Annotated in this window: 33 protein-coding genes, 1 pseudogene and 1 other annotated feature; of the genes and pseudogenes, 2 read left to right on the top strand and 32 right to left on the bottom strand. The window is 28.9% G+C overall.

Translation table 11 applies throughout. The features are described from left to right. From DWZ53_RS09780 to DWZ53_RS09885, 24 genes and pseudogenes are all read right to left on the bottom strand, one after another. Positions 1 to 210, bottom strand: a pseudogene (locus tag DWZ53_RS09780) (hypothetical protein); the annotation flags it as partial. Continuing rightward, positions 209 to 440: a binding site (T-box leader), on the bottom strand. It overlaps the preceding pseudogene by 2 nt. A gap of 38 nt (positions 441 to 478) precedes the next feature. Then, positions 479 to 1,891 carry a polysaccharide deacetylase gene (locus DWZ53_RS09785; RefSeq protein ID WP_233541877.1) on the bottom strand — a complete coding sequence of 471 codons (1,413 nt, stop codon included), beginning with the start codon at positions 1,889 to 1,891 and terminating at the stop codon, positions 479 to 481. Positions 1,892 to 2,030: 139 nt separating this feature from the next. Continuing rightward, positions 2,031 to 2,618, bottom strand: a complete 588-nt coding sequence (locus DWZ53_RS09790) for a sugar O-acetyltransferase (protein WP_118433941.1) — start codon at positions 2,616 to 2,618, stop codon at positions 2,031 to 2,033. Between the two features lie 144 nt (positions 2,619 to 2,762). Beyond that, entirely contained in the window at positions 2,763 to 3,269 is a 507-nt protein-coding gene (locus tag DWZ53_RS09795) for a hypothetical protein (RefSeq protein ID WP_118433943.1), read from the bottom strand. 28 nt (positions 3,270 to 3,297) lie between these two features. Beyond that, complete coding sequence (locus DWZ53_RS09800; protein ID WP_118433945.1) at positions 3,298 to 4,200, bottom strand: hypothetical protein; 903 nt, start codon at positions 4,198 to 4,200, stop codon at positions 3,298 to 3,300. Between the two features lie 20 nt (positions 4,201 to 4,220). After that, a complete protein-coding gene (locus DWZ53_RS11365) occupies positions 4,221 to 4,319 on the bottom strand; it encodes a TIGR04076 family protein (RefSeq protein WP_233541878.1) in 99 nt (32 codons plus the stop codon). Continuing rightward, a complete protein-coding gene (locus DWZ53_RS09805; RefSeq protein ID WP_233541879.1) occupies positions 4,316 to 4,612 on the bottom strand; it encodes a hypothetical protein in 297 nt (98 codons plus the stop codon). Before DWZ53_RS09805 ends, DWZ53_RS11365 begins: the two co-directional genes overlap by 4 nt. Positions 4,613 to 4,634: 22 nt before the next feature. Next, complete coding sequence (locus DWZ53_RS09810; RefSeq protein ID WP_118433947.1) at positions 4,635 to 4,877, bottom strand: hypothetical protein; 243 nt, start codon at positions 4,875 to 4,877, stop codon at positions 4,635 to 4,637. A 20-nt stretch (positions 4,878 to 4,897) separates the two neighbouring features. Beyond that, on the bottom strand, positions 4,898 to 5,080 hold the full coding sequence (locus tag DWZ53_RS09815; RefSeq protein WP_118433949.1) for a DUF6440 family protein: 183 nt from the start codon (positions 5,078 to 5,080) through the stop codon (positions 4,898 to 4,900). A gap of 34 nt (positions 5,081 to 5,114) precedes the next feature. Then, positions 5,115 to 5,567 (bottom strand): hypothetical protein, encoded by a 453-nt coding sequence (locus DWZ53_RS09820; RefSeq protein WP_118433951.1) that lies wholly within the window; start codon positions 5,565 to 5,567, stop codon positions 5,115 to 5,117. 107 nt (positions 5,568 to 5,674) lie between these two features. Beyond that, entirely contained in the window at positions 5,675 to 5,968 is a 294-nt protein-coding gene (locus DWZ53_RS09825; RefSeq protein WP_158568243.1) for a DUF3784 domain-containing protein, read from the bottom strand. Between the two features lie 29 nt (positions 5,969 to 5,997). Continuing rightward, positions 5,998 to 6,555 (bottom strand): Sir2 family NAD-dependent protein deacetylase, encoded by a 558-nt coding sequence (locus DWZ53_RS09830; RefSeq protein WP_118433955.1) that lies wholly within the window; start codon positions 6,553 to 6,555, stop codon positions 5,998 to 6,000. Between the two features lie 133 nt (positions 6,556 to 6,688). Then, positions 6,689 to 7,315 (bottom strand): LytTR family DNA-binding domain-containing protein, encoded by a 627-nt coding sequence (locus DWZ53_RS09835; RefSeq protein WP_118433957.1) that lies wholly within the window; start codon positions 7,313 to 7,315, stop codon positions 6,689 to 6,691. Then, on the bottom strand, positions 7,308 to 7,937 hold the full coding sequence (locus DWZ53_RS09840) for a hypothetical protein (RefSeq protein WP_118433959.1): 630 nt from the start codon (positions 7,935 to 7,937) through the stop codon (positions 7,308 to 7,310). Before DWZ53_RS09840 ends, DWZ53_RS09835 begins: the two co-directional genes overlap by 8 nt. Before the next feature lie 135 nt (positions 7,938 to 8,072). Further along, positions 8,073 to 8,762, bottom strand: coding sequence for a M24 family metallopeptidase (locus tag DWZ53_RS09845; protein ID WP_118433961.1), 690 nt, complete (start codon positions 8,760 to 8,762; stop codon positions 8,073 to 8,075). 63 nt (positions 8,763 to 8,825) lie between these two features. After that, positions 8,826 to 9,146, bottom strand: coding sequence for a TfoX/Sxy family protein (locus DWZ53_RS09850; RefSeq protein WP_118433963.1), 321 nt, complete (start codon positions 9,144 to 9,146; stop codon positions 8,826 to 8,828). Positions 9,147 to 9,164: 18 nt separating this feature from the next. Continuing rightward, positions 9,165 to 9,482: a pyridoxamine 5'-phosphate oxidase family protein gene (locus DWZ53_RS11540; RefSeq protein ID WP_199589197.1), complete on the bottom strand. Its 318-nt coding sequence runs from the start codon at positions 9,480 to 9,482 to the stop codon at positions 9,165 to 9,167. After that, positions 9,446 to 9,640 carry a pyridoxamine 5'-phosphate oxidase family protein gene (locus tag DWZ53_RS11230; protein ID WP_199589190.1) on the bottom strand — a complete coding sequence of 65 codons (195 nt, stop codon included), beginning with the start codon at positions 9,638 to 9,640 and terminating at the stop codon, positions 9,446 to 9,448. Before DWZ53_RS11230 ends, DWZ53_RS11540 begins: the two co-directional genes overlap by 37 nt. A gap of 77 nt (positions 9,641 to 9,717) precedes the next feature. Next, positions 9,718 to 10,308 carry an HD domain-containing protein gene (locus DWZ53_RS09860; protein WP_118433965.1) on the bottom strand — a complete coding sequence of 197 codons (591 nt, stop codon included), beginning with the start codon at positions 10,306 to 10,308 and terminating at the stop codon, positions 9,718 to 9,720. Between the two features lie 5 nt (positions 10,309 to 10,313). Then, positions 10,314 to 10,847 (bottom strand): GNAT family N-acetyltransferase, encoded by a 534-nt coding sequence (locus DWZ53_RS09865; RefSeq protein WP_199589192.1) that lies wholly within the window; start codon positions 10,845 to 10,847, stop codon positions 10,314 to 10,316. Between the two features lie 84 nt (positions 10,848 to 10,931). After that, complete coding sequence (locus DWZ53_RS09870) at positions 10,932 to 11,468, bottom strand: flavodoxin family protein (protein ID WP_118433967.1); 537 nt, start codon at positions 11,466 to 11,468, stop codon at positions 10,932 to 10,934. Continuing rightward, a complete protein-coding gene (locus DWZ53_RS11545) occupies positions 11,434 to 12,072 on the bottom strand; it encodes a DUF4405 domain-containing protein (RefSeq protein WP_118433969.1) in 639 nt (212 codons plus the stop codon). Before DWZ53_RS11545 ends, DWZ53_RS09870 begins: the two co-directional genes overlap by 35 nt. Continuing rightward, complete coding sequence (locus DWZ53_RS09880) at positions 12,062 to 12,748, bottom strand: carboxymuconolactone decarboxylase family protein (protein ID WP_118433971.1); 687 nt, start codon at positions 12,746 to 12,748, stop codon at positions 12,062 to 12,064. The genes DWZ53_RS11545 and DWZ53_RS09880 overlap by 11 nt, the downstream gene beginning before the upstream one ends. Before the next feature lie 15 nt (positions 12,749 to 12,763). After that, positions 12,764 to 13,366 (bottom strand): flavodoxin, encoded by a 603-nt coding sequence (locus DWZ53_RS09885; protein ID WP_233541880.1) that lies wholly within the window; start codon positions 13,364 to 13,366, stop codon positions 12,764 to 12,766. Positions 13,367 to 13,485: 119 nt separating this feature from the next. Here DWZ53_RS09885 and DWZ53_RS09890 point away from each other — a divergent pair, with 119 nt between their 5' ends. Continuing rightward, positions 13,486 to 13,872, top strand: a complete 387-nt coding sequence (locus DWZ53_RS09890) for a cupin domain-containing protein (RefSeq protein WP_118433975.1) — start codon at positions 13,486 to 13,488, stop codon at positions 13,870 to 13,872. Then, on the top strand, positions 13,869 to 14,705 hold the full coding sequence (locus DWZ53_RS09895) for a MurR/RpiR family transcriptional regulator (RefSeq protein ID WP_118433977.1): 837 nt from the start codon (positions 13,869 to 13,871) through the stop codon (positions 14,703 to 14,705). The genes DWZ53_RS09890 and DWZ53_RS09895 overlap by 4 nt, the downstream gene beginning before the upstream one ends. Positions 14,706 to 14,725: 20 nt before the next feature. On the opposite strand, the gene DWZ53_RS09900 is transcribed toward DWZ53_RS09895, so the two are convergent. The 8 genes from DWZ53_RS09900 to DWZ53_RS09935 all read right to left on the bottom strand — a co-directional run bounded on the left by DWZ53_RS09900 (position 14,726) and on the right by DWZ53_RS09935 (position 22,020). Next, entirely contained in the window at positions 14,726 to 15,568 is an 843-nt protein-coding gene (locus DWZ53_RS09900) for a histidinol-phosphatase HisJ family protein (protein ID WP_118433979.1), read from the bottom strand. 23 nt (positions 15,569 to 15,591) lie between these two features. Next, positions 15,592 to 15,897 carry a PTS sugar transporter subunit IIB gene (locus DWZ53_RS09905; RefSeq protein ID WP_118433981.1) on the bottom strand — a complete coding sequence of 102 codons (306 nt, stop codon included), beginning with the start codon at positions 15,895 to 15,897 and terminating at the stop codon, positions 15,592 to 15,594. 140 nt (positions 15,898 to 16,037) lie between these two features. Further along, the gene (locus DWZ53_RS09910; protein WP_118433983.1) at positions 16,038 to 17,216 is read right to left on the bottom strand and encodes a MalY/PatB family protein; all 1,179 of its coding nucleotides are present in this window, start codon (positions 17,214 to 17,216) and stop codon (positions 16,038 to 16,040) included. Continuing rightward, positions 17,209 to 18,357, bottom strand: a complete 1,149-nt coding sequence (locus DWZ53_RS09915; RefSeq protein ID WP_118433985.1) for a PLP-dependent aspartate aminotransferase family protein — start codon at positions 18,355 to 18,357, stop codon at positions 17,209 to 17,211. Before DWZ53_RS09915 ends, DWZ53_RS09910 begins: the two co-directional genes overlap by 8 nt. 12 nt (positions 18,358 to 18,369) lie before the next feature. Continuing rightward, complete coding sequence (locus DWZ53_RS09920) at positions 18,370 to 19,179, bottom strand: MetQ/NlpA family ABC transporter substrate-binding protein (protein WP_118433987.1); 810 nt, start codon at positions 19,177 to 19,179, stop codon at positions 18,370 to 18,372. 12 nt (positions 19,180 to 19,191) lie between these two features. Beyond that, a complete protein-coding gene (locus DWZ53_RS09925) occupies positions 19,192 to 19,860 on the bottom strand; it encodes a methionine ABC transporter permease (protein WP_118433989.1) in 669 nt (222 codons plus the stop codon). Beyond that, complete coding sequence (locus tag DWZ53_RS09930; protein WP_118433991.1) at positions 19,853 to 20,875, bottom strand: methionine ABC transporter ATP-binding protein; 1,023 nt, start codon at positions 20,873 to 20,875, stop codon at positions 19,853 to 19,855. Before DWZ53_RS09930 ends, DWZ53_RS09925 begins: the two co-directional genes overlap by 8 nt. An 11-nt stretch (positions 20,876 to 20,886) precedes the next feature. Further along, the gene (locus DWZ53_RS09935; protein WP_118433993.1) at positions 20,887 to 22,020 is read right to left on the bottom strand and encodes an amidohydrolase; all 1,134 of its coding nucleotides are present in this window, start codon (positions 22,018 to 22,020) and stop codon (positions 20,887 to 20,889) included. Positions 22,021 to 22,341 lie beyond the last annotated feature (321 nt).

Consider the following 22,341-nt stretch of genomic DNA (forward strand, 5'->3'; position numbering starts at 1 on the left):
TGGATCTACTTCGATTTGTTCTGGATCTACTTTTGTTGTATCACCAACTAAACCAATAATAGTTTGTAAATCCCCTCTTGAAATATGAGCTTGTAACCCTTTTGCTTTTACTGCGTTTTCAATTCTTTCTACATCTTCTTGTTTTGTGTTTTGTTTTAATACAATAATCATCTCTATATCCCCCTTAAAAAAACAAAAAAACTCATCCATAAAGGACGAGTTGATTCCCGTGGTACCACCTTATTTCACCTATATATCACTATATAAGCCTCATCAAGTACTAACATACTTTTATCATATAACGGTGATAACCGGAGACGCCTACTCCATTCAACGTTCTACTCATAGCTGTATTCATAAATTACGCCAAATCTTTTTCCACCAACCAAAGACTCTCTATGTTTTAATAATTTATTACTATGTCTACTCACTGTATTTATTAACATCTTATCGAAAAGATGAAGTGAAGTCAAATGATTTAATTATTTATTCGTTGATGAGGAATAAATGATTGATCATTAATTGCTTCAAAACGATAAACTAATGCTTGATAATGTTCAATAATTGTAGGTAACGCTTGAACTGTTGTTGTTTTTGGTGATGAATCATGAAACAAAATATTAATATTATTAACATGTGATGATGTTGCCTGATTAATGATGGTATTAACAGCTACATTGTTTCCTGAAGCATCTGATGAACTGACATTCCAATCATAATATTGATATCCTCTATTTATCAATTCTTTAGATAGAGATGACATAAGTCCTGTACAATAACGACGTGAAATTGTATTAGATGACCCACCCGGAAAACGAACATAACGAGGAACATAGCCTATTAATCCTTTAACCATATTACCCACTTTCGTCAAATCATCAAAATAAGACTGAGATGATGCATATACTTTTTTATAATCGTGACAATATGTATGTAAAGCAATAGTATGTCCTTTTTCATGTGCTAATTTAATTAAATAATTATAAGTTTGATTATTTCCCGTAACAAAAAAAGTTGCTTTTGCGTGATAACGATCCAAAATATCCAAAATACTTTTTGTATTTTGAGATGGTCCATCATCAAATGTTAAATACACTATTTTTTCATTAGATTGTTTATTAATTCCTGCTGTAGTTCTATTAACAACTTGTATTTCTCTTTGTTTTGATATTTTATTACCAGAACGGTCTATTCCTGTATAAGTTACATAATATGTGCCAACTTGTGTTAAATCAACTTGGCTAAAATCAATTTGAAGTTGTGGACTAGGATCTCGATTATCTTTAATTTCTACACCCTTTTGATAATCCGCATTTCCTCCTGCCACGATAGTAAGTGTATCTAAACCTGTAATGTCAGGTGCTTCACTATCTTTAACGATAGTCACTTTAGCCTTTTTTTCAGTAATATTTTTACCTTCATCTTTAACGCAAACCGTCACTTCCTGTGTTCCTTCTTGATCAAAAGAATACTTCTTTTTAAAGTAAACTTGAGTATGGGTTGCATCCTTTATATTTTCTACCATATCTTGTGCCTGAACATGCATACCTAAATCTATATCTAGATTTTTAACATCAAACTGTGGAGCATGACTATCTACAACCTTTACATAAGTTTTATATTCTTTTTTCTTATAAGTATAAATAACAGAATATTGACCTAATTTTTGATAATTCACTTCTTTATCATTAATTTGGACACTTTTCAAAGAACCGTTCCTTACTTTTTTTATATTTTTTCTTGCATCATAGGCAGAATTAATTTCGATTTTTACTATCTTTTCATTAAATTCAATAGGTGAGCGTACTAAAAAATATATCAATAACAAAGCAATTGTCACAACAATTAAAACAATGATTCCTATTATTTTCCCTTTGATATTATTTTTCATCTTCATCACCCTTATTTTTATTATACTTGACTTATTCTTGTACTGTCTAGTAAATAGTTTACCCATATATAAGTATTCAATTAAAAAAAGTGAATAAATAAGTTACATTTTTCTTACTCGTTCACTTCAGCAATATATATTATTTATGATCAAAATAATCCGTTTTATCTGCTTCTGTAATTTTTCTTATGACTTTACAAGGATTCCCTACAGCAATTACATCACTAGGAATATCTTTTGTAACAACACTTCCAGTTCCAATAATCGTATTATCGCCAATAGTCACTCCTACTAATATTTTTACATCGCCACCTAACCAGACATTTTTGCCTATATGTACCGGTTTCCCAATACAAGCACCATTTATTCTTTCTTTTGCATCAAGGGCATGATTAACAGGATAAATACCTATATTAGGTCCAAGCAATGAATGAGCACCAATAGTCACTTCAGCACAATCTAGAATAACACAACCAAAATTAATATATACATCATCTTCAATAGTAATATTCTTACCAAATTCACAATGAAAATCCGGTTCAATCCAAACTCTTTGGCCTACCTTTTTAAACAGTTTTTCCATAAGTTGTTGCCTCAATTCAATATCTGCATCATCTGTTTTATTATAAGTTTTAAACAGTTTTTTGGCTTCAACTCTTCGATTAAACAAATCTTGATCAAAGTCATTGTACATCTTTCCTAATTGTAATTTATCCCACTCTGTCATTTTCACTTACTCCCTAGCATCTCATCATTTTAAAAACCATTTTTATTCATCATATTGATTAGAAATTGCACAACATATATGTTCATCATCTATTTTTTTGAGTTACTTCTATATAATTCACATGACATCCTTCACAAAATAACATTAGTTATCATTTTTTATATCATGAAATTTATTTCTTACTAAAAAAAGAAAAAGCGGTCTTAATAACCCTAGTGATAAAATGGTTGTTGCTGTTAAAATATCTCCATATCGAGGACTCACATTCATATATATTCTATGAGCTATGAAAGTATCTAAAATAAATGTAATGATCAACATCAATAATAAAACCAAAAACAAAACCATCTTCAATTGTTGGTAAAAAAAGAAATACATACTTAGTAAAAAAGATATCAAAGTAAGACAACTTGAGATCATTCCTAATGCTTTATAACCTACTATTTTTCCAAAAATAGACTTATTATAAAATGGTATCCATACTCTCATTCCTTCTTTATTCCACAAATTCTTAGTCATTAACCTCAATGCCATACTTTCAAAAACATAACTCATAACACTATAGGCTACAATTACAATAAAAATAGTTATGAAAAAAATAAAAATAGATGAAAGAATTCCCATTAAAAATAAAACACTCATTGCTCCCATATACATCCCTCTCAATAACCTTCACATCTTAAAATAAATCTAACATATTATCTAAATACATATATTCCCTTACATGTATTTGGTATTCAGGTTTAGTCATATAATAAAGTATAAACTCTAAAACTAAAGCACTTCCTAATCCTCTTCCTTCTATTTTAAATTGTGAAAATTCTTTTGGTAAATAAATATTCTTTATATCATCAATACTAATAAATGATGGGTTTTCCATTGCTTTTGAAAAAAGATATCCCTTATTGGCTTCTGGAGCCTTACATTGATGATCTAAACAATCTTCTCCTAAATTTTGACGACTTACAGTTTCATAACACAATTTTCTATCTTGACAGCCAATCCAACAACACTCATTACATAAAAATTCTAATTTATCTTTTTGCATTTGTGACCAATGGTCAAATTGATGAAAAGATTTATTTAAACGGAAATCTGGTACAACATAGCGAAATTCTTTTCTATTCACTTCATTTTCTAATTGTTCAAACTTCGTTATTACCTTGGTTGTAGAAGAAACAAAATAAAGTTTTGGATATTTCTTTTTTAAGTAATCTAGCAACAAATCACTATGGACAATAACACCATTTTGTATTTTACATCTTTCAAGCAAATCACAAAGATCATTACATCTTTGATCTAAAAGATGTTCTTTTTTTAATAAGGAATTACTAAAAGTAAGTCTTGCGGAAATATCATATTCCTGCATTAAACTCAAAACTTTTTGAGGATCATGATTTTCGTAACTGATACGACCACCATTCCAAATGCAATTTGCAGGCGATCCATATATAGAACCGATATCACACCATTCATAAAAATATTCACGATGTTCTTTAAATAAAGGTAAGAACTTTTGATATAATTCGTAAAATTCAAATAAACCTGGAAGATGAAAATAAGCCTTTTTCATTTGTCCCATTTTATCACCTCAATGTAAATTTATTCATAATTAATCCGTTCAATTTTAAAGATAACTGGTCTTGTTCCATCACTGCAACAGGCAATCATTTCATTTTCGTTTTTCATCCACCCATTCATAATAGAGCCACCTTGTAATCCCGTATAGATGTAACGAGAAATCGCATCCATGCTTCTAAGCAGAATGGTAATTTAGGTCCTCCTGCTATCGTATCTCGATTACCATTTGTTTTGATTAAAGTATTCAATCCCATATGCCAAAAATCATCACGTTTATCATCACGATAAAATATAAATTCATCGCCTACATTGTAACATGGACAAACACCTGAATGAGGATTTGCACAATAATGTTGTTGTAATTCAGGATATAATTTTTTATCTAAAACAGTTATTTTCACTTTATGTTTCATCATTTTCTCCTTAAAGTAACAATTATTTTTTACATTTTATAAACTCTTGAATACCTGTTATGAAGGATAAAAGAATAATCACGATATAGCCAATTTGAACAGCAATATGACTATGATGCCAATTATCTGCAGCAAGTACACACCATATGATACCTTGAACAAACTGGATTATCCAATTCATATTTGTATTGCTTTTGTTTTTATATTTTACAATGAGTAAAATAATATATATAACTAAAACAAGAAATAAAATAACGGTTACCATGATCTTCCTCCCTCATCAAATTATTTATTGATAATTGGTGTAATGACAGGTTTACCTTCTCTATCTAGTAATGGTGTCATTCCTCCTGCATTACCACTCGTATGGAATATATAATTCACTCCTGTTTCTCTATCAACCCAAATTTCTGTTAATGTTAGTGTTCCTTGTGAGTATACTTTTTCAAATCTTTTATCTTTTGCCATCGTTTTTCTCCTTATCTTTTATCTTATATTTTAATTATAAATTTAAAAATTTGTTTGCTCCTATTGAAAATAATTCAAATCTTTTTTGTGTTAAAGTATCCTCTTCTTCAATCCATACTTTGAAGATATTTTCTTTTTCATTATTAATAATCTTGCATAATTGTTTAGCAGTATATGTTTCTTCATTTAAATTATAAAAGTGAATAATTCTATCATCTAGCGTCATATTATATTTATTCTTACTAGAATATCCTGGAATACAATCCAATGGATCAGTACATTCCTTGTCATATTTTTTACATGGTTTGCAAATATCATCTCCATAAACAGTAAGTTTTAAAGTTATTAATGGATTATCAATAATCATATTAGCAACCTTGTAAAAATCATGTCCCATTTTTTCATCCGGTACAAATTTTTCTATACCTGCCCCATATAATTTAATAATATCAATAAAATGATGAGGCTTTATTAAAATTGTTTGCATAAAGTTTCCTTTCTCTAATCTACTTCATATGCTCTTGCTAGAACATAAAAAACGCATAAATATAACTATAGCTTATTTTACAAATATCATTTTCTCAATACCTTTTCTTATTTATTTTTTGAAACAATCTGACTCAATATCGTTCCTATTATCAAGGTAACGATATCTAAAATAATTGTATCATTTATACCAATAATAGAATTAGCTCCCAATATTAAAATGATTGCAGCTATATCAAGTGTTATAGCTAACACTCTACATAACCTCATTTTATTTATTTTTTCTTTATCATCTTTACTTAAATCATGATATCCAGCAATCATATTGGAACATTTGCCAAAATATAAAGGAATAGAAATACCCACTAATAGAATCGTACATAGCAGTAATGGTATTTTCATATCACTCATTTTCTCCTAAGTCTTTGAAACTAACCTTTATTTAGTAATTCTTCTAGAACTTTTCTTACATTATGAGCAGCATCTTCTTGGATTTCAATTATTTTTGCACCCCTAGCTTTAGCAACTTCTCTTAAATCAACCGATATTCCTGTATGAAATGAACATCCAACAACTAAAAAGACATCTCCTGGTTGTAAAGCATAAACCATTTCATAAGCTTTTTGATAGTTTGGTGCTGGATCTCCATAAAGTACAGGTTTGTTATATAAAGAATACGCTTTATCCATTTCATCATCTTCCGGTAAACCACCGTGTAATTCCAAAGCATCACTTCCTGCCATTTTATGTAATCCATCAATATTCATTGTAATAATGGGAATATGATATTGTGCTAAAACAATATGTGCATCGTTAGGCTTTGCACCATTCATATTAGCTTTTAATTGTTTAATGACCTCATTATATTCTTCATGATGTGTATTAGCGTAACTTCTAAATAGTTTTTCTCTTACATCTGGTCTTTCCATAAATGTTGGTATATTACTTTGTTTTGATATTCCCGCTCCTGTAAATGCGAATATTTTCATTTTCATCATCCCCTTAACTCATTAAAATTATAGCACACAAATTGATTTACATAATAAAAAGAACTTCAATTCACAACATTGTAAAAAAGTTCTTTTCATATAAAAATCAACTATTAACTTCATTCCTTATAATTTATATTTTCAATAATTTTTTAAAAGTTTTGCCAATCGGTATTTGAGTTGAATCATTAAGAATAATTTCATGACTTGTTTTTTTATAAATAAAACTCTTATTTACAACAAATGATTTATGGGTTTGTATAAATCCATATGGTTGTAGTTTAAAAAATGCATCTGATAATTTTTCACGAACAACAAAAGAAGCCTGTTCACTATGAACCACTAAATTATGTCCATAAGATTCAATATACATAATTGTTTTAGCACATAAACGAATATGTGAGTAACTTGTTTTAAACTCTATATAGTAATCTAAATTATTATTTTTCATTTCAAAAAAATCAAACATTTGTGATAAATCATCTTCAGTACATGGATTTTTCATAAATAATACAGGCTTGATATCTAATAAATCAAACATGTAAGTTTCATCATCTACAACACAAATCATGTCTGAATGATATTTGCCTTTTAAATTAATAGCTCGATGAAGATCCTCTATAGTATTAATTAAAATAATAATAACAGACTGACTATCTAATTGATTTTCATCTACATATTCAATATATGGATTATTCTTTAAATATTTCTTGATTTGTTCACTTATACTTTCAGAACATTTAAAAGAGATTTTAATCATGTTTCATCCCTCTTTCTAATTCTTTTATATAAGTATTAAAACTATCAACATTCCCACTAAGTAAAGAACAAATATTATACTTATCTATCACTGTGATCCCACATTGTTCAATATAATCAATAAACGCTTTATAAGTTCCATCTTCTATCGCATTCATTGTAGTAGGAACGATAGTAAATTGAGAATGATCGGTTAATAAAAATGTTAACTGAATTGCATAACCATTTTGTGCCCAGCCTCCTGTAGTCTTTACATAACTTATTTTTATTAAACTGATATGTTCCATATCTAACAAAAATATATTATCTGCACTATTATTTGTTTTTAAAAGTTGGAATACACCTTTCAATCCGCTATTGGTACGATAATAACCTAATTTTTTATTCTTTATTTCCAGATACTCTGAACTACCTGATAAAGATAAAAAGAATATTTCAGCAACAATAAAAACAATCATACTAATAAAGATTATTTCTATGTTATTCAACATTAAATATGTTTTTAACAAATTAAATAATCCAACAAAAATAATCATTCCTTGCACAAGAGATAAACTAATAAAATTAACTAGCATTTTCTTTTTATTAATTTTGATTCCTAAAACAATATTTTCCTCTTTCATGTTCAACTCTCCTTTACAACTTTTATTATATTCAATCCATTCATGTCATAAATCAGTTAGGCATGAAAGCAATCATTGTTGTCATCAAAGCTAATAAAATAGTGTCATATCACATATAAAATTACTGAACTTACATTATAATTCTACTAACTGCCCATTGTCAAAATAATAAATATTTTCTTTTTTATAGCCATATGGAGAATTTGATACGCTTATGTGAGGTTCAAATGTAAAATAATTTACATCACTTAATTTTATTTTATTCCCTTTTTCAATATAAATTCTATCTTCGCTTTTATTTACAATAGAATGTCCTAAATTTCCTAAAAAATCCAAATTTATAAATCCTTCTTTATTTATCATATTATTCATATGAAAATAAAGATCTTCAAAAGTTGTTTCAACAGTAACATACTTTAATAATTCTTGATGTAAACTATTTTCCATTTGTAGTCCTTTTCTCCAATCATTATTTTGAATGTTATCTATACAATCAACAACTATCCCATTTTCAACAACAATTGTCCTTGCATAATCTCCCCAAATATTATTGTTTTGGGGTGACAAATCTATGGTAATAATATCGTCATTTTGAATAAATCTATCAGATGTTGTATAGTGTTTCCCCGATATTGAAACATATGTTTCATCTCCCGAAAAAATAAATGCACCTATATTCCAATACCAAAAAGAATCAGCTCCCAATATAAACATTTTCTTTTCTAAATCTTTTCTTAAATCAACCAATGACATACCTGATTTAATAATCTCTTTTGCATATTGCATTGTCAATTTTGCTAAGTTTTGAACATCCTTATTTTCCATAAATTTTGTAGCTCCCTTCATATGAAAACTATTATATTGCTTTATCAAGCATGTCGTTTCCTATTAATTATTCTTTCTTTTTTTAGGTTCTGGTAACTGATCTACCATAATTTGAAAAAGCCCAGTTAAAAATTTGGGTTGATCAACTTCATTAACCAGCAACATTTCTTTTGCTCCATCATATGGCTTTTCATATACGACAGTAGGCATATATTCAATAGCTGTTTTTACCGGCTTTACAAGTAATCTATCATCATATATTCCACCTACTATCTTACCTTGATAATAAATAATAAATTCTCCCATCATTGATCTATATGTAACATCCGTTAGGTCAGATAATTGAGCCAAGATAAATTGTAAATATTGTTTACTTGATGCCATCCATATCTTCTCCTTATATTATGATTCATTAACTAATTTTCCTGTTATATGTTCAGGTGTTAATTCAAGGCAAAGAACAGCAGGTCCAGAATGTAAAAGTTCATGTTTTAAATATGCTTCATCATCTGTAAACTTCTTACAAAGATTTGAACATATTTCCTCATTTTTATCTTTGCTTTCTACTAGATGAATTTTTCCAAATACGACTACACTACGAATATTTAAAGACCATTCCCCCTCTTTACGATATCCTTTATCGTAGACACAAAATGAAACCTTCTCATATTTTTTGACAGCGTCTATTTTATGTCCTGATTTAGCACCATGAAAATAGATTTTCCATCTTTTTCATTATACCAATGATTCATTGGGATTCCATAAGGGTAACCATCATCTCCTAATACAGACAATACGCCTCTTGGTTCATTTTTTAAAACTTCTATACATTCTTCTTTACTTAACTCTTGTTTAAATCTTCTCATTTTACGAAACATCTTTGATTCTCCTTCACTATCTTTTTTAAGACTTCCTTATCGTTCCATAGGCATGTCCACTTACTAGAGTATACATATCAGCAATGATTTTTTTCATCTTGGATTCTCCTTTGTAATTGATGATAAGCCTCTAACAACCAAGTATGAGGCATTAATATTTGATGATGATCAAATTGATATTGCATAAAATAATAGCATTCTTCATCTAATGAAATTGCTATTGCTTTCTTTAAGCCTTGATAATAAGGTGGTATGCCTGATTGATCCCACGCTAGTTTATCAGATAAAAATATAACTTTATCATACTCATTAGCATCTTTTTTCAAAGTTGTATGACATTCAATCGCATCTAAAATATCTTGATCATGTATATCAAAATAATTATAAGCGATATATTTTGAAATACGCTGATGTAACAAAAAATGATATTTTTCTTCACTGGGATCAATATCTAAATATAACTGTTGACTATAAAAATACATTTCATCATGACTTACAATAGCACTGATATCATGAAGTAAAGCTACTATTTCTAATTTTTCTATATCTAAATGATATTGCTTTCCAAGAATTCGTGCTACTTGAAAAACATGATAAACATGACGATAAGTTGATTCCTTATGATATTTGAAATATAGATCCTTTATTTCATTTTTTAATTTTTCCATATATCTTATTTCAACCTTTTTTCTAATAACACTAAACGAACATCTGGGATACCATTAAATTGTGTTGGTATGATTCCTATTTCTTGATACCCTAATTTATAATATAAACCACGTGCTGCTTTATTTTTTTCATTTGTATCTATACGCAATTCATAATAACCATGTTCTTTTGCATAATCTTCATAAAATTGAACAAATAATTTACCATACCCTTTGTTTTTAACATAGGGTGAAATAACTAAAGTATGTAAAACACATACTTCATCAGGTAAAGCTCGATATTGCCAACTCCCCTTTGCATACATCTCACCCTGAATTTGGTTAATAATCGCACTGCCTACTATGTTATCATTATCTTCTAATACATATAAATCACTTCTTTTTAATGCATCATAAGCAGTTTGTTTAATTGGATAAATATTGCGTAACCAACCAGTAGTTGTTTTATTTTGTTCTTCTAAATCATGTATTTGATTATATAATTCTTCAACATCTTCTAAATCTTTTGATTGTGCTTTTCTAATACATATTGTTTTCATTATTCATCATCCTTTTGTAATTAAAATTATTATACATGATAAAAAGATGAAAAAAAATAACTTGTCATGATAACAAGTTATCTTTTATTTAATGCTTAATCCTAACTCATATGCTTTTTGAGGATAAATACTGTTTTGTGTCATAGATACAGTTCCACAACCTAAACCTAATACTGATCCTAAATTCTTAAAATGTAAATAACGACAAATAGTGAGATAATGATGATACAAATCACTCATTGCTTCATTAGATTGTTCATAAGCTACAGAAAGCAAAACACTTTTTTTATGAGCGTTCATCAATGCACCATTAAAACTATAAAAACGATCAATCATCAATTTTAATTGAGCTGACATACCAAAATAGTAAAGTGGAGTAACAAACACCAATAAATCATGGTTCATTATCATTTCTTTAATATGATACATATCATCCTTTTGAACACAATCCCCATCCATTCCACAATAATCACAACCTAAACAGGGATGAACTGTACTGTGTGCAATATCTATAACATCAACTGTATGACCATTTTCTTTTACCCCTTTAATAAAATGGTCTGCCAACATTCTAGAGGAACCCCTTTTATGAGGACTTCCTAATAAGACGAGTACTTTCATATTTTCTCACCCCTTTTAATAAAATATCTGTTAATCCCACAAATAAAATCATCATTGCAAGATGATCTAAATAAAAGATAAAAATTGATGTAGTATCAAAAAAATAATACTCAACCCTAAAAAACATATAAGCTAAAATATTTCTCTTTATTAACACATATAAACCATATAAAGATATGACTAAATAAAATATCTTGAAATGTTGTTTTCTCAAAATTCCTCTTACATGAATTCCTATATGACAAACAACCAAAATAAAACACCAATAACAAAGCGCTAAATATATTCTTCTAAAAAGAGCCATCCCTTGATGAATCCCACTTATATAAGACGACATCATAAAACCACTTATCATTTGTAAAAGCATACAAAGAAGTAATAACACATTAATAATAAAAATAATGATTCTTGGATATGTGTATTTTCCTTTTAAAAGCGTCTTATACCAACTCATATTGAGAATTTGATGAATAATAAATAACACAAAACAAAGTATGCCTATTAACATATGGCTACTTTTATCAAAGTAAAAGTAGCCCATGAGAAAAAACAAAGATAACAACATCAATAAATCTATGATCTTTTTTAGTTTTTTATTTTGCATTTTCACTTGCTTTATTAATACAACTTATTGCATTTAAACTACGAGGATATCCCATATATGGTAAACATTGTAATACAACATTAGTAAGAAATGCTGCATCATTTCCTAAATTGAAGTTTCCTTGAATATGTGCCATAACTTGAGGTTCACAACCACCTTGACCATATAAGAAACAAAAAGTAATCATTTCTCTTTGTTTTAAATCTAAACCAGTTCTTGTATAGTAATCACCAAAACAGTTAGAGGCTAACCATTTATTCACTGTTCCTTTTTTCCAAGCTTCATTCATATGTTCACCAAAAATATCTACTTGTGCTTGAATCCCTTTTTCTAATCTGTTTTCTATAGTTGTCGTAGTTTGTGATTCTAAAGGAAGTTCAATTCCTTTTTGTACAAATACTTCATTTGTTACTTTTAAAAATTCAAGCATTCTTCCATAACCTAAATAATCAGTTGCTTGATAAATCATTTCTTTAACTTTAATAGGTGATAAAACATCAAGTGCTTGATTTAAGACTTCTTCATAAGCACAAATTCCTTGATTACCCATCAATACTGATAAAATAGCTAAATAACGTGTTTCTTCATCAAGCTTATTGCCTTCATCATTTTTTACTTCTTCTAAAAAATAATCTAATCTTTCTTTATATTCTTTATCTGTTGCATATAAATTCATATTTTTTCCTCTTTTCTAATTTATTTTATTTAACCAGTTTTTTAAATCTTGTTGACATTGATCAACATCATCACTTCCTACATGAAATCCCTCAGTAACATCAGCCTCCGGTTCAAGTTTTTTTATTGTTTCTACAGTTTGACTTAAGCCACTTCCTCCACTTGTACAAAATGGAACAATCTTTTTATGAGATAAATCATATTCATCAAAAAAAGAATAAAGGATCATAGGCATATCTTGCCACCAATTAGGATAACCAACATATATTGTTTGATATTTATCAAGATGATCAATATGATAAGCTATTTGGGGTCTAGCCTTATCTTTTTGTTCTTGCTTAGCCTGATCAACAACTGTATCATAATCATCACTGTATGCTTTTACAGGTACAATTTCAAACAAATCCCCCTTCGTTTCTTTTTGAATCATTTTTGCAAGATCTCGTGTATGCCCTGACCATGAAAAATAAACAATTAAACTATCAGAATTTGCTGTTTTCAAATCACTTTGAGTTACATTTGATGTCTTTTTCTTTTCTTTTGTTTTTTGCTTACAAGCACTACATCCTAGTATCATGAATATTGCAATAAGAATTGTTATTCCCTTTTTCACTTTCATCCCCCCTATCATTATTTTAAAATATTTATATTTAATGTCTAATACTTATATTTTATAATGAACTATGCCTATTAAGTATGAATTAATTCATGATATAATAAAGTAAAAGGAGACAAGATATGAGCCAAATTATTTTTAAAACTAAAAAAGATGCCATCCATGTTGATAAAGACAATGGTACCAGTGTAGATTACTACCTTTTTGATGAATTTGAAATTCATCAAAATATCATTCAACCTCATACTTTACAAGAATGGCATTATCATCAAAAAATCAAAGAAATTATTGTTGTCAATAAAGGAACCTTACTTTGTCATTATCTAGAAAATAATATACCTAAAAAGCGTCTTCTCAATCCACAAGAAATCGTGTGTGTAGAAAACAGTATTCACACATTTGAAAATAACACTTCCCTTCCTGTAGAATTTACAGTCTTTCGCTTTGTAGCAACAAATAAAAATCTCCAAGAAATAATCAAAAAAGATAAGGTGGTCGTTAAAATATGAATCTATTTACTAAAATTAAATGTATATCTGAATTCACTGAAAGTGAACAAATCTTTGCCCAATTTATTCTAGACCATCCTTATGATGTCATTCAACTTAATATTAATCAATTATCTAAAAGTAGTTATGTTTCTACTTCTACTATTTATCGTGTTATTGAAAAACTTGATTTATCAGGTCTTAATCAATTAAAACTTCAAGTTTCATTATCTTTACAAAACGAGAAAAAGAATGATTCTAGCATTGATTATAACTATCCTTTTACAAAATTAGATAGTCATCATCAAATCATGGAACAAATGTTATCTTTGTATGACCAAACACTTAAATCTACTTTTAATCTCATTGATTTAGATATCTTTTTAAAAGTTGTCCAAGCCTTATATAACGCACAAAATATTTATCTTTTCCCGTCTGTAGGAAACTATTTTATGGCTGAATCATTTCAACAGAATATGTTAGAAATAGGTGTCAAAGTAGATGTTATAAAAGAGCATTATTATCGTCATTGGCACAGCCAATTATGTAATAAAAATGATCTTGTCATTATCATTACCTATGCTGCTAAAACTGAAAACATTTTAGAAATAGCAAAAGATTTAAAAGAAAAGGGTATTCGTACTGTTCTCATCTCTTCTACTATTGATTTACCTATCGCCCAATATGTAGACTATAATTTATTCTTTTCATCATATGAAGATTCAGAAGAAAAGATTGCTTCTTTTTCATCTCGCATTTCTTTGCAATATTTATTAGACTGTCTTTACGCTTGTTATTTTAATCGGGATTATGAAAAAAATTTAGCATATAAAATTAAAAATTACATAGATTAAGGGTTGCTGATGCAACCCTTTTAAAGTGGATGATAGATAGGTTTTTTATGATCAAAAGTACAATAACATTTAAATCCAATCTCTTTTAATTCTTTTCTTGTTTCCTTAATATAAGCACCTAAATGATCAGGTTGATGACTATCACTACCAATTGTAATGATTGTTCCTCCTAATTGATAATAGTGCTTTAAAATATCTCGAGAAGGCATTAAGTCATCAAGACCATATCGATGACTTGAAGTATTAACTTCTATTCCTTTACCGTCACGAATCACTTGTTTTAAAATCTTAGATATAATGTCTTTTATCTTTTCAAAAGGATAAATTCCTGCTTGATCATACCTTTTAATTAAATCCAAATGACCCAATACCTGATAATCTTTAAACTGCTCAATAACATCTAGAATTTCTTGATAATAACGTTCATTGTATTCTTGTTGTGTTTTTCCTTTTTGAAAATCTTGAGTCCAAAATTCTAAATTATCTACTTGATGACAAGACAAAATTACAAAATCCAAATCATACTTTTGTATTAATTTTTGATATTGAGGAATAGTATGTGTTTGAATACCAAATTCTAATCCTCTTTTGATTGTGATTTGTGGATATTTTTGTTGTAAACGTGCTAATTCTTTAAAATAGTGATCATAATCGACGTTTAAAAGCAATAAGCCTCTTTCTTTCGATATTCTTTCCATTTCTTCTTTAGATAACTGATTGACATCATATTTAATACCATAATCAACATGATCAGTAAAACATAATTCCTGCATTTTCATCTTAATAGCATCTTTAACAACATCCTCCATTAAATAATCACTGTCATCACTAAAATGACTATGAACATGATAATCACATAACATACTTTTCACCTCACATGATCATTCTAACATGATTGATTTAAGATATCGAGTGCACTATTGAGAACATTTTCCCCATTCATTAAACCATAATCACGCATTTCAATAACAACTACTGGTGTCTTTTGAGTTAACTTCTTTAATTGATTTAAACAATGTCTTACTTGGGGTCCTAACATGACAATATCCCAATCATCAATTTCTTTTTCTGCCTCAGTAATAGGTTTTGCTTGTATCTCTACATCTACTCCTTTACTTTGAGCTGCTTTTTCCATTCTTGCGACCAACATACTTGTTGACATACCTGCATTACATACTAATAATATTTTCATTTTTCATACCTCCTTGACTATCTTTACTCTAGCACAAACAAAAAATGATTTTTTAATGCAAGGCATGGTTGAAAAATATTTTTCTAAACTGTAAAAAAATAAAAGAGATTTGAGAAAAATATCTTTCAAATCTCTTAATCTTATTGATTTATTGCACTTTGTAATTGAAACAAGGCTTGTTTTAGTATGCTACGAGGACACGCAACATTAATTCTTTGAAAACCTTCTCCATCTTTACCAAACATACTACCACTATCTAGCCATAATTTAGCTTTATTCACAATTAAATCTTCTAACTGTTCATTTGATAAATGAAGTTCTCTAAAATCAAGCCATAATAAGTATGTTCCTTCCGGAAAAATGAGATGAACTTGTGGCAAATTTTCTTTTAAAAATTGATCAACATATAAAATATTTTGATACAAATAATCTTTAACTTGTTTTAACCAATCATTTCCCTTTTCATATGCTACTTGACATGCCACTAAACCAAACATATTACACTGACTATAGCCACTGGCATCTATTTGTCGTTTAAATTTATTTCTTATTGTTTCATTAGGAATAATAATATTAGAAATTTGTAAACCTGCTAAGTTAAAAGTTTTTGTTGGTGCTGTACATGTAATCGTTATTTCTTGTAACGCTGGAGATAATGAAGCAAGCATATAATGATGATTATGAGGATGAACAAAATCACTATGTATTTCATCGCTTACAATATAGACATGATTTTCTAAACATATTTGACTTATTGTTTCTAATTCTTCTTTCGTCCATACTCGACCTACCGGATTATGTGGCGAACACAATAGAAATAATTTGACATGATGTTGTTTGATTTTATTTTCAAAATCTTCAAAATCTATATGATATTTACCATCTTTTAAAACAAGTGAATTTGTGATTAATTGACGATGATTATCTTCGACAACTTCTTTAAAAGGATAATAAACAGGTGTCTGTATTAAAACGGCATCTCCTTCTTGAGTCAAGGCTTTTATTGCATGTGCTAAAGCAAATACAACACCTGGTGTTTTAATAATCCATGATGAATCTATGTGATAGTCAAAATGTTGTTGATACCAATTTATCACTGCTTGATAATAATCCCCTTTACTTTCACTATAACCATAAATGCCATGATTCACTGTAGTTTGTAAAGCTTCTTTGATTTCATCTGCTACTGGAAAATCCATATCAGCGACCCATAAAGGTAAAGCATCTTGAGGATGATTTCTTTCACTAGCAAAATCATATTTTAATGAATGGGTATGTTGACGAGAGATAACTTGATTAAAATCATATATTTTACTCATTTTTAAAAGCCTCACTTAAATCTTGTATTAAATCCTTAATGTTTTCAATTCCCACTGAAAGACGTAAAAAATCATCTGTTATTCCTAATTCATTTCTTGTCTTTTCATCAACATCACTATGAGTTTGGACCATTGGATAAGTGATCAACGATTCCACTCCCCCTAAACTTTCAGCATAAGTAATCACTTTAACATGTGTTAAAACTCTTTTTGCTACCTCTTTATCAACAACTCTAAAAGAAATCATACTTCCAAATCCTCTTGCTTGTTTAACTTGAATATCATATCCTGGATGATCAGTTAATCCTGGATAGTAAACATCTTTTACTAAAGGATTTTTCTTAAGCCATTTGGCTAATTGAATTGCATTTTCTTGTTGTCTTTCTTGTCTAATAGCGAGTGTTTTAATTCCTCTTGTAAGTAAATAACAATCTATTGGTGCTAAAGTATTTCCTACTGTTTTAGCAATATTTCTTATCTCTTGGGCTAATTGTTCATTGTGAGTAGAAACCGTTCCGGCAATAACATCATTGTGTCCACTTAAAAATTTAGTCGCACTATGGACAACAATATCAGCTCCCAATTTTAAAGGATTTTGAAAATAAGGAGATAAAAAGGTATTATCAACAATAAGTAATAAATGATATTCTTTACATAATTGACTTATAGCTTGAATATCACTAATTTGCATAGTTGGATTACTTGGTGTTTCTATAAAGATAGCTTTTGTCTGTTTTGTGATGGCTTGTTTGATGGTATCTAAATTTGTTGTATCAACATATGAAAAATGTAATCCTTTTTTTTCTTGTAATTTAAAAAGTCTTGTTGATCCTCCATAAAGATCACTGCCACAAATAATATGATCATCACTTTTAAACAGTTCACTAACAATAGTAATCGCTGCCATACCGCTAGAACAGGCAACCGTATCAACGGCTCCTTCTAATGAAGAAATAATTTCTTCTAGATAAGCCCTTGTAGGATTGCTTTCTCTTGTATAATTGTAGCCTTGACTTTCTCCGATTCCTGGATGGCTAAAGATTGCTGTTTGATATATAGGGATGGAAACAGCACCATAAGGGTGCTGTTTTTCATCATGGTTTAATGAGTGAATACATCGTGTTTCAATTTCCAAAGTCATAATTATCTCCTTCTATTTATATTCTGGTACATACCATAATCCTTTATTGTTTTTATCTAAATATTCTTTGAATTCTTTAGAATGATAAGCTTTAACAATAGCCTTAGCCCATTTTTTATTTTTATTTTCTTTTTTAACAACAACTTGTAATAATAAATGATCTAATACATCTTCTTGTAATAAAGCAGATGATGCGTCAATTCCTGCACTATAAACTATACTTCCTGTAATAACTGCATAATCAAATTCATCTAAAGAACGTGGAATAATTGTAGAATCCATTTCTGTAAATTGTAAATTATATGGATTTTTAACAATATCATCTTGTGTTACTGTTGAAAGATTAGCTTTTTTATTTAATTCAATCCATCCTGCTTTTTGTAATAAAACATATGCTCTTGATGTATTCGCTGCATCATTAGGAACAGCAATTTTAGCTCCTTTTTGTAATTCATCTAAACTTTTATGAGTATTTGAAAAAATTCCTGCAGGAACTGTTGGAATTGCTGTTAAAGCAACTAAATCTCCATCTTGTTCCTTATTAAAGTTTTTCATATAAGCTGTATGTTGTTCAACATTGACATCAATGTCACCATCATTTAAAGCTGTATCATTTTGTAATAAATCTGAAAATTCTACACATTTAAATTTATATCCCTCTTTTTTCAAGATTGGAATAATGGCATCTTCAAATAATACTGTATAAGGTCCTGCAGCCTTTCCGTAAGTGATTGTTTTTTGATCATCATTTGACTTTGATGAACTTTGGCATCCTGTTAAAATTAATAACCCCACTAAAACTAAACTTAATAACTTTTTCATTTTTCTTCCCCTTTATTCATGTGTTCTTATTTTTTTTGATATGTGATTTCCTATTGTTTGAATTAATTGAACAAACAATATTAAGATAATAACTGTAACAATCATAAGATTATTATTAAATCTTTGATAACCATAAGTTAGTGCTAAATCACCAACTCCTCCTCCACCAATTGTTCCAGCCATAGCTGTTGCTCCTAATAAACCAATTGTTCCTGTTGTCAGTGCAAGGATAATCGAAGCCTTTGCTTCTAGTAACAAAAAGTAGCGAATAATTTGAAAAGTACTGGCTCCCATGGCTTTAGCTGCTTCTAAAATACCCGGTTTGACTTCTAACAAAGAACTTTCCACTAATCTAGCAAGATATGGTGCAATATAAAAAACAAGTGGTACTAAAGCTGCTTTTGTTCCTATTCTGGTTCCTACTAATGCTTTTGTAAATGGAGCAATAAAGACAAGTAAGATAATAAATGGTACTGATCTTACAATGTTGACTAATCCTGTAATAACAAGATAAACAGGTCGATTAGGTTTAATTCCATCATTTCTTGTTAAAACAAGAATTAATCCTAGAGGAATACCTACAATAGCACCAAATATTAATGATATTGAAAGCATATACAGTGTTTGCCCTGCTGATTCAATTAATTTATCTATTGGTATATTTAAAAAACTCTCAATCATGATTTAACACCACTCTTTCTATTTCTACATGATTATCTTTCATATAATCAATAGCTTTATTGATTTGTGCTTCTTCTCCCTTAATTTGAATGGTTAGAATACCTAATATCTCATCTTTTATTTCATTCACTGATGCAAATAAAATAGATGTTTTGATATCAAATTGTTGATTAATTTCACTAATAATATCTTCTTTTGTATTTTCACCTAAGAAAGTTAATTTGAGAATTGGATAGGTTGTATCCAATTCTTCAACTAGTGAAGAAGGAATTGTATCATTAATAACCGTAGCAACAAAACGTTTTGTCATTTCTTGATGAGGATGTGAAAAAACATCCAATGTTAATCCTTGTTCTACAATCTCCCCTGATTTCATAACAGCCACTTTATTACAAATCTTTTTAATAACATTCATTTCATGCGTAATCAATAAAATTGTGACTCCTAATTCTTGATTAATCTTTTTTAATAACAAAAGAATTGATTCTGTTGTTTGTGGATCTAAAGCACTTGTTGCTTCATCACACAATAAGATTTTAGGATGTGTTGCTAGTGCTCTAGCAATCCCTATTCTTTGTTTTTGACCACCAGATAACTGTGAGACATAAACATCTTTTTTATCTGATAATTCTACAAAAGATAATAATTCATTCACTCTTTCTTCAATAAAAGTCTTATCTTTTTTTAATAAGATAAGTGGTAAAGCCATATTTTGATAAACAGTTTGTGAATCTAATAAATTAAACTGTTGAAATACCATACCTATATCTTTACGTATCACATTCAATTCTTTATCTTTTAAGTTCACAATATCTTTACCATTAATATAAACATGTCCTTGATCTGGCTGTTCAAGTAAATTTACCATTCTAATTAATGTTGATTTACCAGCCCCTGAATAACCAATAACACCATAAATATCTCCTGCTTCAATATTTAAAGAAACATCTTTTAAAGCATGAACAATACCACCTTTTGTATGAAACTTTTTATCTACATGTTCTATTTTAATCATTGCTGTTCCCCTTATTTTAATTGATTTAATACAGCAACTGCTAATTGACTTAAATAGGTTGCTGCCTTGGATAATGCTTGAGGATCAACTTTAAATTTAGGATGATGGTTAGGATATGTTTTCCCTGTACCAATCTTAATAAAGGTTCCCTTTATCTTTTCTAAGTAAAAAGCAAAGTCTTCTCCTCCAAGTGTTGATTCTGGTGTTTCTACAGGAATATGTTCCTTTTTTGCAACATTATAAGCAAAATCACTCCAGTATTGATCATTTAATGTTGCTGGTGGACCAGCAATCCAATTAACATAAGCCTCAACATCATAAGCTAATGCAATTCCCTTTGTTATTTCTTTAATTCTCTTTTCAAATAAAATACGATCTTCTTTTAATAATGTTCTTACTGTTCCTTCAATTAATCCCGTTTCAGGAATAACATTCCAAGTATTTCCTGCTTCTACATGAGTGATACTTAATAATCCACTTGTAAAAGGATCAATATTACGAGAAACAATCGTTTGTAACGATTGAATTAACGCCCCAATAGCAACAATAGGATCTTTGCCTGCTTGAGGATGTGCTGCATGAGTTCCAAAGCCTCTTAATTTGATTTCAAAGCGATCTACAGCCGCAGACACGGCACCTGATTTAATTCCTATTGTTCCTACTTCAAATTCTGATGAACTATGAAGTCCAAAAATAGCATCTACATCATCTAAAACACCAGTTTCAATAATTTTTAAAGCCCCTAATGATGATTCTTCAGCTGGCTGAAAAATCAATTTAACATTTCCTGCTAATTGATCCTTTTTTTCATTTAACAATAAAGCAACACCATAAATTGTTGTTAAATGAAAATCATGTCCACATGCATGCATCTTTCCTTCATGAAGAGATTTCCATTCAAGATCAGTTTCTTCATTTACTGGCAAGGCATCTATATCACTTCTAAGAGCAATTGTACTCCCTTCTTTTTTACCCCTGATGATTGCTACTAAACCTGTTTCTAATGGTAAATCTAAAACTTCAATACCATGATGAGTAAGCAATTCTTTTAATCTTTTTGTTGTTTCATATTCCTGATAAGAAAGTTCAGGATGACTATGAAACCATTTAAATTCATTTTCTAAATGTTCTTGTAAGTCTTTCATAATTTTCCCCCTAAATAAAAAGTGGAATGCTATGAAACATTCCACCATAAATTCACTTTATAGTATTAAGAATATTTGCATACGCGAAAATGTACTCTATACTTTTGTATACAGCTGCACATGCACATACACATTGTTCTTGAAGTAACTGATAACATTTTGCATATCCCCTTTCTTTGTTATTCCATACTTTTCTAGTAGGATTACTATGGTATATAAATTACCACAGTTAGCATACAATGTCAACCAATAAATAAAAAAACAGTTAAATTTTTGAGTATTTAAAATAATCTGATATTTTAGTTTTAAACAAAAATAGTA

It is taken from the genome of Coprobacillus sp. AF33-1AC (assembly GCF_003475785.1).
Lineage (GTDB): Bacteria > Bacillota_I > Bacilli_A > Erysipelotrichales > Coprobacillaceae > Faecalibacillus.